This is a genomic window from Mesorhizobium sp. WSM4840 (assembly GCF_055811755.1).
In genome coordinates, this window is record NZ_JBVVQD010000038.1 from 1 (window position 1) to 16,811 (window position 16,811).

Sequence of the window (16,811 nt, forward strand, 5' to 3'; positions counted from 1 at the left end):
GTCGCCGGCCTGCTGGTCACCACCGAAGCCATGATCGCGGAGGCTCCGAAGAAGGAGTCGGCTGGCGGCGGCATGCCGGGCGGTATGCCTGGCGGCATGGGGGGTATGGGCGGTATGGATTTCTAAGGTCCACGCACCTCAGCAATCTTGAGGGGCGGCAGCGATGCCGCCCTTTTCTCTGACGCGGAGCCAAGCCCGATCGCCCATCCACAAGGCTACATACGGCGGCACTTTCACGGCGGACACCAATGACTGACTTCATTCTGTTCGCCATGGTCGGCTTCCTCGCCCAGGCGGTTGACGGCGCATTAGGCATGGCCTATGGCGCGATCTCCTCCACCGTGCTGCTCTCCTTCGGTGTTCCGCCGGCGCAGGCTTCCGCAGCGGTGCACGCGGCGGAAATATTCACCACGGCTGCTTCCGGCACGGCGCACCACTACCACCGCAATATCGACTGGAAGCTGTTCTGGCGGCTTGCACCGTTCGGCATTCTCGGCGGATGCCTCGGAGCCTTCGTGCTGACCTCGTTCGACGGCGACATAGTAAAACCCTATGTTACGACCTATCTCGCTGTGATCGGGCTCTGGTTGTTCCTCCGGTCGTTCCGCAAGATCCCCAGCAATCCGGTTCCTACCCGCCTTGTGGCGCCGCTGGCCACCGTCGGCGGCTTCCTCGACGCGGCAGGTGGCGGCGGATGGGGTCCAATGGTCGTGACCGGGATGCTCGGCGCCGGCGCGCCGCCCCGCTACGTGATCGGTACTGTCAATGCGGCCGAGTTCCTGATCACGCTTTCGGTGTCCATTACCTTCATCGTCGCGCTCTTCACTGGGCACTGGCAGGAAGCGGGGGCGCTGTCGACACGTGCAAGTTCGGTGCTGGGGCTGATCGTGGGCGGCATAGTCGCCGCTCCGCTTGCCGCATGGATGGTCAAGGCGATCGCCGAGCGCACGCTTTTGCGCCTCGTCGGCTGCCTGATCATGCTGCTCGCTTTGTTCCAGACCGCGCAACAACTGGGATTCGTCTGACCTGAGCAAGCGGACTGCCCTTCTAAGGCTGCTGGGAGGGGCTGGGGGCGTGAGTCGAAATTGAGGAGCTTCGCCACACCGTGACATTTCTCGACGAGTTGCTTCGCAAATATCGCGAAGAAACGCTGTTTCGTCGTCTGGCAATCAGATCACGCGACAGGCTCGGCCGTGGCCCGCCGACGTTCGGAATCGGCGACACGGTCGAGATGGTCCGGCGGATGAGTCCAAGTGCCGTCCGCTTCGCGCGCTACGCCGCCGGTCGCGCGGCGGATCGATTCCAGCCGCCGCACGGGTTTCGGCGAAGCGTTCTGTGGCGGACCGGTCATGCCTCAAATGAATGTCGATGTTGCAGCGCCGGCCATGGGCGGCCGCGACATTGGCCGCGTCTATGTTGGGGCGGAAACGGCGACGCAGTCCTTCGAGCGACGGGGCTTTTCACAAATCTTCGTCAAGCGTGGCTTAGCTGATTGCGGAGCCTCAATCGTTATTCCGAGTCGGCTGACGGCTGGCATGCGCACAGCGTCGGGACAGCGATCTGGCTCAGCGTCCCGGCTTGTCGTCCCGGTCGATGAGGATGCGCTCAACGGCTCCATCAAGATCCTCATATTGGCCACTTCTCAACGCCCATAGAAAGCCAGACAGCCCCAGTGCGCCAAAAAATAGGGCGACTGGTATGAGGTAGACGAGTGTCGTCATGACGGCCGCGCTGATGAGCGAATGCCGGAACGGGTTGCCGAAGAAGCGCTCGTCAGCGCGGCGAGCGCAAAGCCCTGCAGGCGCAGCGCATTTCCGATGACCAGCAGCGACGAGGCGGACATCGCGATCGCGGCGATCAACGGCGTGACATGCCCCAGAATAGCGATCGGCACGGCAACGGCGTTGTAGACGATCGCGATGGCGATGTTCTGGCGGATCAGCCGTCCGGCCTTGCGCGAGACGTCCACGGCAAGGGGTATTGCCAGAAGGCTTTCGCGCAGGAACACGAAATCGGCGGCGTTGCGGCCAATGTCGGCGGCGGTGGCTGGAGCGATCGAGACATGTGCTGCGCCCAGCGCGGGCGTATCGTTGAGCCCGTCGCCAACCATCAGCACCTTGTGGCCGGCTCGCGCCAGCGCTTCGATGCGTTCGACCTTGCCGGAGGGAAGCAGTGCTGGAACAAAGCGGTCGATACCCAATATTCCCGCGACCTCGCCACAGGCGGCCGCGGTGTCGCCCGACAGCATTTCCACCGACATTTGAGCGTCGTTCAACTCCGCCAGGGCGGCCCCGGCATCGGCACGCAGCGCATCCTCGAAAACGAAGGTTGCGACAATGATCCCGTCTTTCGCCAGGACTGTTCCGCCATGTCCACTTTCGCCATCGGTTCGCGCCGTCCATCCGGCCCAGCCGCGCCGGCCAAGCCGCCAGATGCTGCCCGCGGCGGTGGCCTCGACCCCGAAACCCGGGTGCTCGCTGACGGATTCGAGTTTCGGCTGACCGGCAAAGCCGGCAGAGCCGGCTAGGGCCCTTGAAAACGGGTGGCGGGAATGCGCGGCCATCGCAGCCGCGATTGCCAGCATGGCGGGATCGATGGACGCCGCGTTGACGAGCCGGGGCTGTCCGAGCGTAAGCGTACCTGTCTTGTCGAACACCGCCGTATCGATCGCCGCCAGGCGCTCCATGGCGGAGCCGTCCTTGACCATGACGCCGCTTTCGAACAGACGCCGCGCCGCGACCACCTGCACGATCGGCACGGCGAGGCCGAGCGCACATGGGCATGTGATGATGAGAACGGCGATGGCGATCGTCATGGCCCGGTGCCAGTCGCCGGTGGCCGCCATCCAGCCAAGGAACGTCGCGAAGGCGGTCAGATGGACGACCGGAGCGTAGAGCGCCGAAACGCGGTCGGCGATCCGGCGATAATGCGCGCGACCGCCCTCGGCGGCTTCCATGAGCCGAACCATTTCGGCCAGGAAGGAATCCTGCGCCGCGGCAGTGGCTTCGATGGTCAGCGGGCCGGTGATATTGAGCGTGCCGCCCTGCACCGATTCCCCCGATGCAACGGTTCTAGGCGTGCTTTCGCCGGAAACCAGGGAGCAGTCGAGATCCGAAGAGCCTTGAACGATCTTGCCGTCGACGGGAATCCTTTCGCCGGCCGCGATCAGCAGATGCATGCCTGGTTCGATCTCGTTAACCGGCAGATAATCGCGCGAACCGTCGTCGCGCAGCACCATGGCGCCGCGCGCTGCCAGCCGTGACAGGCCGTTGACCGCGGTCCGGGCACGCTCCCGCATCACGTGATCCAGTGTGCGGCCGATCAAAAGGAAGAACAGCAGGGACACCGACGCGTCGAAATAGGCGTGGTCGCCATGGTTGATGGTTTCGTAGAGGCTCATCGCGTAGGCGAGCGAGACTCCAACCGCAATCGGCACGTCCATGTTCATACGGCCGTGGCTCAACGCATTCCAGGCCGAGCGGAAATAGATGCCGCCGGCGAAGGCGAGCGCCGGGATGGCGATCAGCGCCGAGACCCAATGGAACAGGTCTCGGGTCGCACCTTCAGCGCCGGACCAGACCGAGACCGAAAGCAGCATGATGTTGCCTGCCGCAAAGCCGGCGACCGCCACGGCCCGGATCAGCTCCGAAAGCGTTCTGTCCTTCTCGCCGATCTCGGCGTCGAACAGATGTGCCGGGTAGCCCAGCCGTCCAAGCGCGGCGACGAATGGCGGCACCTCATCCCCACGCCAGCGGACGGATACCCGTTTCGTCGAAAGGTTGACACGAGCGCCCTCGACGCGGTCGAGCTTTCCGAGAGCCGTCTCGATCGTCTGGATGCAAGCCGCGCAGTGAACCGTCGGCACCGACAGATCGGTCTGGCGAAGGTCATTGCCAAGCGAGCGGCTTGCCAACCTGATCTCTTGGCTCGATGGCAAGCTGGATGTCGCTCCGTCCAGATCCAGCGCCATTTCAGCGCCCGGCGCACAGCAGCTCATCGCAGTGCTCCCTGGGAAATCATGATCCGGCGAACTTCGCGATAAGGCTCTGCCAGACCGGCATCGGTGTCGACTTCCACGATCCAGACGCCATCCCTTAGCGTGTGCTGCGCGGCAAATTCCTGGCCCGAGGCAGCGGCGAGAGTGACGGCTTTGTCCGCGCCCTCGTAGGCGGGATGACGAAACAGCACTTTGACACTGCGCAAGGGAACCGGCTTGCCGGCGGCATCGCTGAGACTGTAGCGGACTTCACCCCAAGAGATCGTCAACTTGCCAGTCCAGCCGAGCGCCGCCTGTGCGCGGCCTTCTTCGGCCTTTCGGTTGAATTGCTGGCTGGCCACATAGGTGTTTTCGACGACAAGACCGGTCCAGCTTGTGCTGGCGAATGTCGCCATTGTCAGATTGACTGCGATGACCACACCAAAAAAGGCGAGAATGGTGGCCAGCATGTGCCTGCCGGTGAATTCGCGGGTTTTTTGCGTCTTGGCGCTCATCTGGCGATCTCCGGGGCGTTGAAGGTGGCGGTGTATTCGTCCGTTTCGAAACTCGCCTTGTCCTCGACGCGGAATTTGAACGTTTGCGTTGCGCCTCCGACCCGGTCCGCCGGCTGGCGCACGAAAACCTTCAGCATCTTCAGGCGGTCGGGTTCGACCGCGACGGCGAAGGACCGGTCTGCGGGAAGGTCGATACCAACGACGCTCATTTCGGCTCCCCGCAGGCCCTGCATCGTAACAACGATCGTCCTTGGCTCGGGGATCATGTTGAGCAGCTTTACGGTGTAGCCGTTGCGGATTGAACCGTCGGAAAGCGTGACGAATTGCGGGTTGCGGTCGTGCAGAACATTGACCTCGAGCCGGTCGCGCGTCAGCAGCGAATAGAGCAGCGCAATGCCGACCGCCGACCACGCGCCCATGTAGATGAAGGTGCGCGGCCGGAAGATCTTGCGGATATGGAAATGGGCTAATTTTTCGGAGAATGCGCCGCCGTCGGTCCTGACGAGCGACGGGTTTACCGAACAGGAGCCGCCTGCGGTCGCCACCGCCATGTTGGCGTTGTAATCGGACAGCGTTGCGTAGGAGATCAGCCCGCGGTCCTTGCCGAGTTTGTCCATGACGCTGTCGCAGGCATCGATGCAGAGCGCGCAAGTGATGCATTCGAGTTGCTGGCCGTCGCGAATATCGATCCCCATCGGGCAGACAGCGACACAGGCGTTGCAATCGACGCAGTCTCCGACCGGTTGCCCCGCAGCCTGGACCTTCTTGGCATGACGCGACCGAGGTTCGCCGCGCCAGTCGTTGTAGGTCACGGTGAGCGAATTTTCGTCGAGCATGGCCGCCTGGATGCGCGGCCATGGGCACATGTAGGTGCAGACCTGCTCGCGCATCAGCCCGCCGAATGTGTAGGTGGTCGCCGTCAGCACGGCGATGGTGATGTAGGCGACGGGCGCGGCGGTGCCGGTGAAGACCTCGCCAGCCAGCGTCGGCGCATCAGCGAAATAGAAGATCCAGGCGCCGCCGGTGGCAGCCGCTATGACCAGCCAGATGGCGTGCTTCGATACGCGCAGCGCAAGCTTGCGCGCGGTCCACGGTCCGGCGTCGAGCTTCATGCGGGCGTTACGATCCCCCTCGATCGCGCGCTCCACAACCAGAAACAGATCGACCCATACGGTTTGCGGGCAGGTATAGCCGCACCAGGCTCTGCCAATTGTGGACGTGATCAGGAAAAGGCCGATGCCGGCCATGACCAGAAGGCCGGCCACATAGTAGAATTCCTGCGGCCAGATCTCGATGAAGAAGAAATAGAAGCGGCGGTTGGCAAGATCGATCAGTACCGCCTGATCGGGAGCAAACGGACCTCGATCCCAGCGCAGCCAGGGCGTCAGATAATAGATGCCCAGCGTGATCGCCATCACCAGCCATTTGAAGCTGCGAAAACTGCCCGAAGCCCGCTTGGGAAATATCTTCTTGCGCGCAGCGTAAAGGGGCTGACGGGTCTTGGCGGAGTTGACCGCTTTTGCCTCGAGCCGCTCCATCTGCGTTTTATCCAGCACGTGCATCTCCACTTGCGCGCGGCCTATGACATCGTTGTGCGACGAACTTGTCTGCTTCGACGGACGTCCGGTCTGCGGTGAGCCCGCTTCGCCGCATGGGGCCGCGCCGCCTTGCAGCAGGGTCAATCGCCGCATGCCGGAATGGTGTCGAGGCCCGGCAAAGCCGGGCCTCGTCGCTTGGCGGGGGGGGCGAGAATAGGCTTCCGTACCTATTCTCCGCCGCCAAGCGAATGGACATAAACCGCAAGTTCCTTAACCTTGGTTTCGCCGAGACGCCCGATCCAGGCCGGCATGACACCGTGCCTCGGCGCGCGGACTTGGACGGCGACGGCTGTTTCGCCCGACCCGTAGAGCCAGATCGCGTCGGTCAGGTCGGGTGCGCCGAATTCCCTGTTGCCTTTTGCATTATCGCCATGGCAGGCCACGCAGTTCTCGGCGAAAACCTGGGCGCCGGGTTGAATCAGACTTGCATCGCGGACCTTGCCGGACAGGCTGGCAACGTAGGCGCTCACCTGTGCGATCTGATCGGCGGTGATGATGTCGCCGAAGGCCGGCATCTCCGACAGGCGCGTGTCCGGATCTGACGCGAAGCGGATGCCGTGCGCGATCGTTTGCTGGATCTGCTCGGTCGTGCCGCCCCACAGCCAGTCATCGTCGTTCAGGTTTGGAAAACCCTTCGACCCTTGGGCGCCGGAGCCATGGCACTGCGTGCAGTTGACCTTGAATGCGGCGCCGCCGGCCGCGACCGCGAATTCGCGCAAGGCATAGTCCGAGGCGATTTCAGAGACGCTTTTCGACTCCACCACCGCGGCGTATTTGCCTTTCGCCGCTTCCGCCGCCGCCAGCTCATTCTTGACATCTTTGCGGCTGGAATATCCAAGCACACCCTTGGTCGCGGAAGACAGCATGGGCCAAGCCGGATACGCAATTGTATAAGCCACCGCCCAACCGACGGTGATGTAGAAGGTTATCACCCACCATCGGGGCAATGGGTTGTTGAGCTCCCTTATCCCGTCCCATTCATGACCGGTCGTTGAGATGCCCGAGACTTCGTCGATGTGCTCGTCGCTCATGATCGGTCGCCCTTGAGTGGAATCTGGGCGGCTTGCTCGGCCTGTGTTTTGCCGCCGGGACGGAGCGTGAAGGCGACGACGCCGACGAAGAAGAAGGTCAAGGCGAGCAGAGCCCAACTGTCGGCGAACTCCCTCATGAAATTGTAGTCCATCATCTTTCTCCTCAGCGGTAGCCGGCGGCTTCGTCGTAGGTCTTGAAATCGACCAGCGTGCCGAGCATCTGCAGGTAAGCGACCAGGGCGTCCATCTCGGTGACCTGTTGCGGGTTGCCGTCGAAATCGCCGAGCTTGGCCTTCGGGTAGCGGCCCTCCAGGTCGGATGTGTCGGCATTGGGATTGGCCTGCGCCATCAGATCATCTCCGGCGCGAGCGATCATCTCATCGGAGTAGGGGACGCCGACGCGCCGGTTTGCGATAAGGTGCGTCGAGAAGTCCTTCACGTCGATCGCCGTATCCTTCAGGAAGGCATAGCTCGGCATGATCGATTCCGGCACCACCGAGCGCGGCTCGGCAAGGTGCTGAACGTGCCACTCATTCGAGTAGCGATCACCAACCCTGGCGAGGTCCGGCCCCGTGCGCTTCGATCCCCACTGGAACGGGTGATCGTACATCGACTCGGCGGCCAGGCTGTAGTGACCATAGCGCTCGACCTCGTCGCGGAACGGCCTGATCATCTGGCTGTGGCAGAGATAGCAGCCCTCACGCATATAGATGTTGCGTCCGGCGAGCTCGAGCGGCGAATAGGGCCGCATGCCTTCGACCTTCTCGATCGTGTTGTCGAGATAGAAGAGCGGTGCGATTTCGACGATACCGCCGACCGTCACCACCAGGAGGGAACCAACGAGAAGAAGCGTCGCGTTCTTCTCGATGATCGCGTGTTTGTCCATCAAGCCCATTGTCTGGCTCCCTATTCGGCAGGCCGGAGGGAGGGCTCGGAACCCGGCATTGGTTCTTCCTCGCGCTGGTAGCCGAGGATGGTCATGGCGATGTTCCAGGCCATGATCACGGCGCCGGCGAGATACATCGCGCCACCCATAGCGCGCATGACGTAGTAGGGATGCATGGCGGCCACGGTCTCGGCGAACGAGTAGACCAGGAAGCCCTGCTCGTCGTATTCGCGCCACATCAGGCCCTGCATGATGCCGGAAACCCACATCACCGCGGCGTAGACGACGATCCCCAGCGTCGCCAGCCAGAAGTGCCAGGTGACGAGCCGCAGCGAGTAGAGACGTTCACGGTTCCAGAGCTTCGGCACCATGTAATAGATCGCGCCGAACGAGATCATGCCTACCCAGCCGAGCGCGCCGGAATGGACATGTCCGATGGTCCAGTCCGTGTAGTGTGACAGCGAATTGACCGCCTTGATCGACATCATCGGACCTTCGAAGGTCGACATGCCGTAGAAGGCGATTGCCATCACCATCATGCGGACGATCGGATCGGTGCGCAGCTTGTCCCAGGCGCCCGACAGCGTCATCAGGCCGTTGATCATGCCTCCCCAGGATGGCATCCAAAGCATGATCGAAAACACCATGCCGAGCGTCTGCGCCCAGTCGGGCAGGGCGGTGTAGTGGAGGTGGTGCGGGCCTGCCCAGATGTAGAGGAAGATCAGCGCCCAGAAATGGATGATCGAGAGGCGGTAGGAATAGACCGGCCGGTTCACCTGCTTGGGCACGAAGTAATACATCATGCCGAGGAAGCCGGCTGTGAGGAAGAAGCCGACCGCATTGTGACCGTACCACCATTGCGTCAAGGCGTCCTGTACGCCGGAGAAAGCTGAGTAGCTCTTCGAGCCCAGGAGAGAGACGGGCATCGACAGGTTGTTGACGACATGCAGCATCGCGATGGTGACGATGAAGGACAGATAGAACCAGTTGGCGACGTAGATATGCGGTTCCTTGCGCTTCAGGATGGTGCCGAGGAACAGCGCGAGATAGGCGACCCAGACGATGGTCAGCCACAGGTCCACATACCATTCGGGCTCGGCGTATTCGCGGCTCTCGGTGATGCCGAGCAGGTAGCCGGTCGCGGCCATGACGATGAATAGCTGATAACCCCAGAACACGAACCAGGCGAGATTGCCGCCGAACAGCCGGGCGCGGCTGGTGCGCTGCACGACATAGAGCGACGTGCAAAGCAAAGCGTTGCCGCCGAAGGCGAAGACGACGCCGGATGTGTGCAGCGGACGCAAACGGCCGAAATTGAACCAGGGTGGGATGTTAAGGTCGGGGAAGGCGAGTTGAAGCGCGATGACCACGCCGACGAGCATGCCGACGACACCCCAAAACACCGTTGCGATGGCCCCGTAGCGGAGCGGACCATCCATGTAGGCGGAGGGGTCGATCGGCCCCACGGGCTTGAAATCCCAATTGCGCAGCAGGATCGCGTTAAAGCCAGCCACGGCGAAGAACAAAACTAACATATGCTGGCGGAAAGGTCCTTCTACGCCGAAGCCGGCAGCCACCAGGGCCGCAAAAGCAAACAGGCTTAGAACGACGATCTCCGTGCCGAATTTCATGACATGTCCCCGACCAGGATTCCAATGCGCGGACGCCATATCCGCGGTGCATTGATTCCGTAGTTGCCGCCTGCTCGCCCTGATCCATGTCAGAGCCGCACGATTTTGCTTCGGGCAGCATTGAGTTCGGTCCGATCAGAAGGTGGCGATTTGAACAAGGAAACGCAGCACGGGCCACCCCGCTCATGGACAAGTGCGGCTTCCTTGCGCCGGGCCGGCACTGAGGTCATCCCGAGCGAGGTCATGAAGGTTGCCCATCGGGAAAAGCTGAGGCTCTGCGACTCGCTGGAAAGCATTGCCGATGCCCTGCCAAACGTCGACCGCCTCAAATGTCTTGGAACGGCCAAGAACATCGTTCCGCTGCTCCGTGACATTCATGGGTTTGAGGAGACGGTGATTTTCCCTGCGTATGAGGCGCACTTGACCCCGGCCGAGGCCAAACTTGCCTCTACCAGCCGGTTGCGCGTCGAGCACCTTGAGGATCAATGCTTCGCTGGCGAGGTGGCTGAAACGCTCCTAGCGATCGGTCATTGTGATCCGATAGAGAGCGCGGAAGCTGTCGGGTTCATGCTACGCGGCTTCTTCGAAGGCTTGCGGCGACACATCGCTTTCGAACGCGAGCATGTCCTGCCGCGGATCGCAACAAGCGACGTAGGCCCCGACCCTTAGGTCTCATTCAAAGGCCGGTTGCCGTGCGCCTCGGCCGCCGCAGCGCTGCTCCAGCCGACTCATGCTGTCCACCGTTACATGGCGTTTGTTCTCGATCCGGATCACGCCGTCAGCCCGCAATCGCGTAAGCTGGCGGCTCACGGTCTCGTTCGTCAGTCCGAGGAAATCAGAGATGTCGGCACGTGTCAGCGGCAGATCGAAGCATGCCGACCTAGCCGCCGGGTCGATACTGGAAACCATATTCTGGGCGATCATGAGGAGAAAGCTCGCCACCTTCTCCCGTGCTGTCCTGCGCCCGAGAGTCACCATCCATTCAAGTGCCTCGTCGAGTTCGTTCAGCGTCTGCTTGAGCAGGCGATGCTCGAGTTCCGGTGATTCCTTCATTATCCGTTCAACGGCCGCCTTCGGAAACGAGCACAGCGAGACGGAGGTTGCCGCTTCCACATTGATCGTGCTTTTCACCTTGAAGGGCCGGCCCAGAAAATCCGGTGCGAACCGAAGACCGACAATCTGCTGGCGGCCGTCCGAAAGGCACTTCGTCAGCTTCACAACGCCTGAAAGCATGTTTGAATAGCTGTCGACGGCCTCGGCGTCGGCGATCAGTTCGACCCCCGGCTCGATCTTGTGCCGCGACGAAGTCTTGGCGAGCCCAACCAAATGGTTTGGATCGAGCGCACCGCAGACGCCGCGATGCCGTGCTGCGCAAGACAGGCAAAGAACGGGAATGCCGGAAATGTGAATGTCCTGCCGTACTGTCATTACGCTCGCGCTACCGAACCCAAGTTTCGGCAGGATAGCAAGCGATGGCAGAGAAATCCTTGCGGCAGTTTGTCCGTGCTGGAGGCTGACCGAAATCAGGGCTTTCGCTCTTCGACGCGTCCAGACTTTTGGCGAGGCGGAAACGCGGACCACCAAATGAGACCGGAATTAGCTGCCAGGCTTGGTGAGAACGTCCCGCGTTATGCCAGTTACCCGACCGCGCCGCATTTCCACGCAGGCGTCGACGCTGCCGTCCATCGAGACTGGTTGGAAGCGATTGAAGGCGGGGACGAGATTTCGCTCTACCTGCATATCCCCTACTGCGATCGGCTCTGCTGTTCTGTGCGTGCCATACAAGCAGACCAGCCGCTACGAGCCGGTGGCTGCGTATCTCGGCTCGCTTCACGCGGAGATCGCGACTGTCGCCGGTCCTGTCAGCGGCAAGGCCCATGTCCGCGCCGTGCATTTCGGTGGCGGCTCGCCGACCATGCTGAAGCCCGAGGATATGACGACCCTGGGAACGGTCCTGCGGGACAGCTTCGATTTTCTTGCGGACGCCAAGATCAGCGTCGAAATCGAACTCAACGACATTGACGAAGCCCCGCCTTGATACACTTGCCGAGATCGGCATGGCGCGGGCGAGCCTCGGCGTGCAGGATTTCGATCCGAAAGTGCAGAAGGCGATCAACCGCGAGGAGAGCTTTTTGCAGCCCAAGGCGGTTGTCGACGGCATTCGCTCTCGCGGCGTAGGGTCCGTGAACCTCGATCTGCTTACGGCCTGCCGCGTCAGACCAGGGAGAGCGTCTGTTCCACCGTGGCGCAGGCGCTGACCCTGGAGCCGGACCGGATGGCGCTGTTCGGCTACGCGCATGCGCTATTCCGCGCTGCGGCTCTTGAACGCCCCCTTTGAGATGAGCTCGTTCTGGGTAACAACTGCACGGCGTTCCCACGTCTCTGAAACCATGCATCAGTGCGGCTAGCACGCCCTGCGCCTGTTCGCGGTTTCCGGGCCGCCCAGGTACTTACTTGACCTCCAGCTGCTCGAAGTTCGCGCATAGGCCTCACCATGACGGATCGGTAGGCCGCGACCGCCGGGGCATTAGGCAATCGGGCGGCTTGCGCCATTGACCAACTTTATGCTTCGATTACTCGGAACCTGAACCTGACACGCGTCGCGATTTCTCTGACATGCCGGCGGCAGGCAAGCTTTCCTTTCTGGCCTTGGCAAACGCTCTGTCACCTTCCAGAAACCCTGCCAGCATGAAAGGTATGAGTTCCGCTACCGTTTCGGACTCGCCATAGGTCTGGCGGTAAAGCGCCGCATAGTCCTTGAGTGCTTGGTTCAGGTCCGCGCTAACGGTGATGGTCATCTTCGAAGGTGTCCGGTCTGGAAGTTTTCCAAGTTTCAGATCTACCATGATTACTCCTGTTCAACTCGGGGTATGGGCGCAGCACAAGATCCTTGTGTACAATCACGCGTAGGGGCCAACCGGGGCGGACGATAATGGTGGGTTGAATATTGAGGTTCTTTTCGGTGATGCGCTGGCCGGCTTGACTGATGTTTTGCTGAGTGGATTCCCGGATCGCCTTAACCAGGTCGCTTTCGTTTTCCCCAAAGCTCAACTCGGTACCAACGCCCAGTAGCGTCGCTAGAGCAACTCCCTTGATCAGCTGCCAGGTGTGAAAATCGACCTTGTCCTCAAGCCCTGCATAGCCGGCAGTATCCGTCGCTGGCAGATTGTCGATTTCGATCGAGGAACCGTCGGGCAGGATTATTCGCTGCCAGACCAGCAATGCGCGCCTCTGCCCAAAAGCCACGACGCTGTCATACGTGCCGATGAGGCGTGAGCCTTGCGGAATGAGCAAAATGCTGCCGGTGACTGTGTCGTGCACATTCTCGGTGACCTGCGCGACGACAAGGCCAGGCAAGTCGGAATTTATGCCGGTGACGAGACTGGCCGCGATCACGCTGCCGGCCATCAGTTGGTAGGGTGAGGCCGGCGTCTGCAGCGCGTGCCGATTGTAGATCCCGCTTGTGTTCCGCTGACTGATAAAATCGAGCTTGCGCTGTTGGTTGTTCTGGTCACCCTCGGCCGGGGCAACGGAAGCTGACGCGCGTGTCGCTCCGGAATGCGGAAGCGCCTCAGACGGCTGCTGCGCACTCGGCCCGCCGCCGGCGACATCTGTCTGTCTGGGTCGATTGTCGATCCGGAATAAGACTTGCGACTCGCGCGCCTCAATTGCTTGCTGGGCAAGGCGCTGCTCCTCGGCGGAGATATCCTGCCCCGGCGCGATGCCGAGCTGACGTTGGCGTTCAAGGATGGGGCGACCGAGGTCGCCGGGCAGCGGCGGTCCGAGCACAGGAGCCTTCGGCGTGATCCCGGAATAGTCCTTGGGAAGCGCTTCTAGTCCCTCGGCGGGTGGCTTGCGCTCGGTGTTATAGCGGTCCTCTGCCTGGTTCTTGATACGCCATGCCGGTCCTTGAAGCGCCATCATCGTGACGCCCAGAATGGCACCGGATCCGACTGCAGCGATGGCGACGATCACACCGCGCCTGAACCGGACAGCGCGGCGGGGTGAGGCTCGCAATTGCAGCTGCTCGGGATCGAGTTTCGGCGGCGCATTGGATCGGGAAGTATCGGTCATGAGCGCTCCCCTCACCTGCTGGACCGCGCAAAGAGCGGAATCCGCCGCGGCGGTTGCCAGCCGTCAGTCCTGGTGATGCGCACCACTTGCTGCTGTTTGGCGCCGAGGCGCAGTTCGGCGGCAGCAAAGAGGCGATCGACGATGTAATAGTTGCCGCGCATGCGGTAGTTGACGAGCTGATTGTTCCCATCAGCTCCGACGATGAAGAGTGGCGGTGCCTCGCCCTGATCGATGCGGCGGGGGAACTCGATATAGACCTTGCTGCCATCGTCGAACGCACGCCTCGGTCTCCAGGGCGGTGTGTCGCCGGTAATCGAATAGCGGAAGCGGATGTTCTCCAGCGCCACATTCGACGCGACTGGCATGGCAGCCTCGGCTTGTGCGTTGCGCTGGCGGAGTGCGATGATCTGGTCTTCGCTGTACGTCCAGGAGATTGCCGCCATGGCGGTCTTCTCGGTGCTTTGAAGCTGCAAATGGTAGGTGCGTCGTTCCGTGGTGATCACCAGATTGGTGGTAAGCCCCGGCGCGAAGGGTTTTACCAGCACATGGGTGCGCTGATTGTCACCGGTGCCGCTGACGGTATCGCCGATCACCCAACGCACCGTGTCGCCGGCCGACACGGCTGTCAGTTTCTCCCCTGGCTGGAGGGCGATGTCTACGACCCGCTCGGGCGCAGCATAAAGCTGATAGAGCGCGCCATCGGCGAAGGGGTAGATCTGAACCGCATTGACATATCCATACTTGGTGGGTTGCTGCGTTGCCGCCTTGTTGGCATCCGTGACACGCTCTTCAGGAGAGCGTTTGTCGTCGACGACCTTGCCTGGTTCGGGCAGCAGCTGGCCGGGCAGCGGCAAGGGTTTAGGTACCTCGACTATCTTGACCGGCTTTTCCGGCGACTTCTCGATTGCGGCTGGTTTGAAGTCGGCAGCGTCGTAGGAAATCTCAGGCGGCGGTACCGGCTTCGATGCGCAGGCGGAGAGGACCGCTGTGGAGGCCGACAGGATCAGCGCAGCACGGACCGATGACATTCTATTCTTCATTCGGGGACTCCTTTTGGGGAAACGGACGTCGGCGCAGCACTGTCGAACTCACGCGACCAGTCGATCGCATTGATGAAGACGCCGAGCGGGTTGTTGCGCAGTTGGTCAGTATTGCTTGGCGGGCGGATCACGATGGTGAGGATCGCGGTCCAGCGCGTCGTGCTGGCAAGGCTGCCGCGATCAAAAACCTGCTCGGCCCATTTGACCTGGAACGAGCTGCCGGAAGCCCTGACCACGCTGGTCACTTGCACTGACACGCTGCGTGCGCCGATCTGACCGAAAGGATCGTTCGCCTTAGCGTACTCGTTGAGAAAGAGCGCCGCGCGGTCGGTCGCAAAATCGTAAGCCGCCAGCCAGTTCTGACGTACCAGCACTGGATCCGTGGAGATTGAACGGACATTCTGGATGAAGCGGCCGAGATGCCAGGCGATCTGGGCATCGGAGGGCTCGTAGTCCCGGATTGCCGGCGCAACGGCGCGCGCCTCGCCGAAGCGATCAACCTCGACGACGTAAGGCACGACGCGGCTTTGCATCGACTGCCATACGAGTCCGCCGGAAAGTCCGGACGCCATGGCCAGACAGCCAATAGCCATGAGCCTCCAGTTGCGGGCCTGGACACGAGATGAGCCGATGCGCTCGTCCCATAGCTGGGCGGCCTTCTGATACGGCGTGACCGGTTCGGGCGTCTTACCGTAACGTTGAACGGGTCGCTTGATGAGCATTTAGTCGTCCTTGTCATTGAGTGAGGGATTGGCGCTGCCTCCCGGCCTGTCGCCTTCACGGACGGCCTGCATGGCGGCGTGACGGTGGGCACGGGCGGTTTGTTCGGAACGCAGGCGCCTTGCCCACATCGGCGTGGCATTCGGGGCCTCACCGGATGAGCTTCCAGCCTTTGACGCGATGGGCGCACCACCGGTCGCGGTCCAGGCAGCTTCGCGCCCGGCATCAAAGCTACGCCCGAAGCCTCCTGCGGCAGATCGTGCCGCCCGCATCGCCGCGCCGCCGGCGGCACTGGTCACACCATGCATTCCAGCAGCTACACCGGACAGGCCGGACTCGGGCGATGTTGCGCGCCCCATCTGCCAGGCCGTGGAAGCCGCCGACCCCACGGTCGTGCCGGCACGGAGTGCGGCGAGACCGCTACCGGTTGCCATGCGCGCGCCGGCAAATGCTGCGCCTGCGGCAACGAGCGATGCACCGGCTGCGGCTGCCGTGGTCCCAAGTGCGGCGCCCGCGCCAAGCTGCGGCGCGCCCGAGACAAGACCGGAGGCTACCCCAGGTCCGAAAATGCCGAGACCAAGGAGCGCCAAGGCGCCCAGGACCTGTGACATAGCGGCGGCCAGATCCGGCTCCTTGCCTTGCAGCGCGGAAGCGAACTCGCCAAAAAGCGTGGAGCCGATGCCGACGATGACGGCCAACACCATCATCTTGATGCCCGACGAGATGACATTACCGAGCACGCGCTCGGCGAGAAACGCTGACCGGTTCCAAAGCGCGAAGGGCACAAGAACGAACCCGGCCAGAGTGGTGAGTTTGAATTCGAGGATGGTGATGAAGAGTTGGATGGAGAGGATGAAGAAGGCGATGATGACCAGGAACCAGGCCACGAGCAGCACGAAGATGGTGAGCGCGTTGCCGAAGATTTCGGGGAAGCCCAGAAGCTGGCTTGCCTGATCGAGAAGCGGCCAGGCGCCCTCGAAACCGGTTGCGGCAATGCGGCCCGGATGCAGGAGATTGTCAGCGGAGAGATTGTCTGAGGACGCATTGATGCCGAGGCCAGCGAAGGACCGATAGATGATGTCGGCGAGGTTCTTGAAATTGTTCAGGATGAAGGCGAAGATGCCGACATAGAGCACTTTGCGGATGAGCCGACCGAATATGTTGGGTTCGCCGCCGAGTGCCCAGGCGAGGCCAGCAAGTGTGATGTCGATGCCGATCAGGATTGTGGTGAGGAAGGCGACATCGCCAGAGAGCAGCCCGAACCCGCTGTCGATGTAGCGGATGAAGGTCTCCATGAAGCGATCGATAACCCCGAGGTCGTTCATGTCGCCGCCTTCCTC

17 protein-coding genes and 1 pseudogene are annotated in these 16,811 nt (G+C 61.9%); 3 read left to right on the forward strand and 15 right to left on the reverse strand.

Translation table 11 applies throughout. The annotated features are described in order from the left end of the window. The first annotated feature begins 248 nt into the window (after positions 1–248). The gene (locus AC0L3I_RS31885; protein ID WP_473529556.1) at positions 249–1,025 is read left to right on the forward strand and encodes a sulfite exporter TauE/SafE family protein; all 777 of its coding nucleotides are present in this window, start codon (positions 249–251) and stop codon (positions 1,023–1,025) included. A gap of 149 nt (positions 1,026–1,174) precedes the next feature. On the opposite strand, the gene AC0L3I_RS31890 is transcribed toward AC0L3I_RS31885, so the two are convergent. The 9 genes from AC0L3I_RS31890 to ccoN all read right to left on the reverse strand — a co-directional run bounded on the left by AC0L3I_RS31890 (position 1,175) and on the right by ccoN (position 9,637). Next, positions 1,175–1,351: a DUF3363 domain-containing protein gene (locus tag AC0L3I_RS31890; RefSeq protein WP_473529557.1), complete on the reverse strand. Its 177-nt coding sequence runs from the start codon at positions 1,349–1,351 to the stop codon at positions 1,175–1,177. Between the two features lie 214 nt (positions 1,352–1,565). After that, entirely contained in the window at positions 1,566–1,721 is a 156-nt protein-coding gene (gene ccoS / locus AC0L3I_RS31895; RefSeq protein WP_473529558.1) for a cbb3-type cytochrome oxidase assembly protein CcoS, read from the reverse strand. Continuing rightward, a complete protein-coding gene (locus tag AC0L3I_RS31900) occupies positions 1,718–3,997 on the reverse strand; it encodes a cation-translocating P-type ATPase (RefSeq protein ID WP_473529559.1) in 2,280 nt (759 codons plus the stop codon). The genes ccoS and AC0L3I_RS31900 overlap by 4 nt, the downstream gene beginning before the upstream one ends. Beyond that, on the reverse strand, positions 3,994–4,491 hold the full coding sequence (locus AC0L3I_RS31905) for a FixH family protein (protein ID WP_473529560.1): 498 nt from the start codon (positions 4,489–4,491) through the stop codon (positions 3,994–3,996). The genes AC0L3I_RS31900 and AC0L3I_RS31905 overlap by 4 nt, the downstream gene beginning before the upstream one ends. Beyond that, positions 4,488–6,053 (reverse strand): cytochrome c oxidase accessory protein CcoG, encoded by a 1,566-nt coding sequence (gene ccoG, locus AC0L3I_RS31910; RefSeq protein ID WP_473529561.1) that lies wholly within the window; start codon positions 6,051–6,053, stop codon positions 4,488–4,490. The genes AC0L3I_RS31905 and ccoG overlap by 4 nt, the downstream gene beginning before the upstream one ends. 203 nt (positions 6,054–6,256) lie before the next feature. Next, complete coding sequence (gene ccoP, locus AC0L3I_RS31915) at positions 6,257–7,120, reverse strand: cytochrome-c oxidase, cbb3-type subunit III (protein WP_473529562.1); 864 nt, start codon at positions 7,118–7,120, stop codon at positions 6,257–6,259. Then, positions 7,117–7,272 (reverse strand): cbb3-type cytochrome oxidase subunit 3, encoded by a 156-nt coding sequence (locus AC0L3I_RS31920; RefSeq protein ID WP_473529563.1) that lies wholly within the window; start codon positions 7,270–7,272, stop codon positions 7,117–7,119. The genes ccoP and AC0L3I_RS31920 overlap by 4 nt, the downstream gene beginning before the upstream one ends. An 11-nt stretch (positions 7,273–7,283) precedes the next feature. Next, positions 7,284–8,015, reverse strand: coding sequence for a cytochrome-c oxidase, cbb3-type subunit II (ccoO, locus tag AC0L3I_RS31925; RefSeq protein ID WP_473529564.1), 732 nt, complete (start codon positions 8,013–8,015; stop codon positions 7,284–7,286). An 11-nt stretch (positions 8,016–8,026) separates the two neighbouring features. Then, positions 8,027–9,637, reverse strand: coding sequence for a cytochrome-c oxidase, cbb3-type subunit I (gene ccoN / locus AC0L3I_RS31930; RefSeq protein ID WP_473529565.1), 1,611 nt, complete (start codon positions 9,635–9,637; stop codon positions 8,027–8,029). 150 nt (positions 9,638–9,787) lie between these two features. Here ccoN and AC0L3I_RS31935 point away from each other — a divergent pair, with 150 nt between their 5' ends. Further along, complete coding sequence (locus AC0L3I_RS31935; RefSeq protein ID WP_473529566.1) at positions 9,788–10,306, forward strand: hemerythrin domain-containing protein; 519 nt, start codon at positions 9,788–9,790, stop codon at positions 10,304–10,306. A gap of 3 nt (positions 10,307–10,309) precedes the next feature. On the opposite strand, the gene AC0L3I_RS31940 is transcribed toward AC0L3I_RS31935, so the two are convergent. Next, the gene (locus AC0L3I_RS31940; protein WP_473529567.1) at positions 10,310–11,065 is read right to left on the reverse strand and encodes a Crp/Fnr family transcriptional regulator; all 756 of its coding nucleotides are present in this window, start codon (positions 11,063–11,065) and stop codon (positions 10,310–10,312) included. Positions 11,066–11,221: 156 nt separating this feature from the next. Between AC0L3I_RS31940 and AC0L3I_RS31945 the strand changes: the two are divergent. Continuing rightward, positions 11,222–11,936: pseudogene (locus AC0L3I_RS31945) on the forward strand (radical SAM protein); the annotation flags it as partial. 274 nt (positions 11,937–12,210) lie between these two features. On the opposite strand, the gene AC0L3I_RS31950 reads toward AC0L3I_RS31945, so the two are convergent. Genes AC0L3I_RS31950 through trbL form a run of 5 tightly spaced genes read right to left on the reverse strand, consistent with a single transcriptional unit; the run spans position 12,211 to position 16,796 of the window. After that, positions 12,211–12,483 (reverse strand): DUF2274 domain-containing protein, encoded by a 273-nt coding sequence (locus AC0L3I_RS31950; RefSeq protein ID WP_473529568.1) that lies wholly within the window; start codon positions 12,481–12,483, stop codon positions 12,211–12,213. Continuing rightward, complete coding sequence (locus tag AC0L3I_RS31955) at positions 12,419–13,711, reverse strand: TraB/TrbI/VirB10 family type IV secretion system protein (protein WP_473529569.1); 1,293 nt, start codon at positions 13,709–13,711, stop codon at positions 12,419–12,421. The genes AC0L3I_RS31950 and AC0L3I_RS31955 overlap by 65 nt, the downstream gene beginning before the upstream one ends. 11 nt (positions 13,712–13,722) lie before the next feature. After that, positions 13,723–14,751 carry a P-type conjugative transfer protein TrbG gene (gene trbG, locus AC0L3I_RS31960; protein ID WP_473529570.1) on the reverse strand — a complete coding sequence of 343 codons (1,029 nt, stop codon included), beginning with the start codon at positions 14,749–14,751 and terminating at the stop codon, positions 13,723–13,725. After that, positions 14,748–15,473 (reverse strand): conjugal transfer protein TrbF, encoded by a 726-nt coding sequence (gene trbF, locus AC0L3I_RS31965; RefSeq protein WP_473529571.1) that lies wholly within the window; start codon positions 15,471–15,473, stop codon positions 14,748–14,750. Before trbF ends, trbG begins: the two co-directional genes overlap by 4 nt. Beyond that, on the reverse strand, positions 15,474–16,796 hold the full coding sequence (gene trbL, locus AC0L3I_RS31970) for a P-type conjugative transfer protein TrbL (protein WP_473529572.1): 1,323 nt from the start codon (positions 16,794–16,796) through the stop codon (positions 15,474–15,476). Positions 16,797–16,811: the final 15 nt, after the last annotated feature.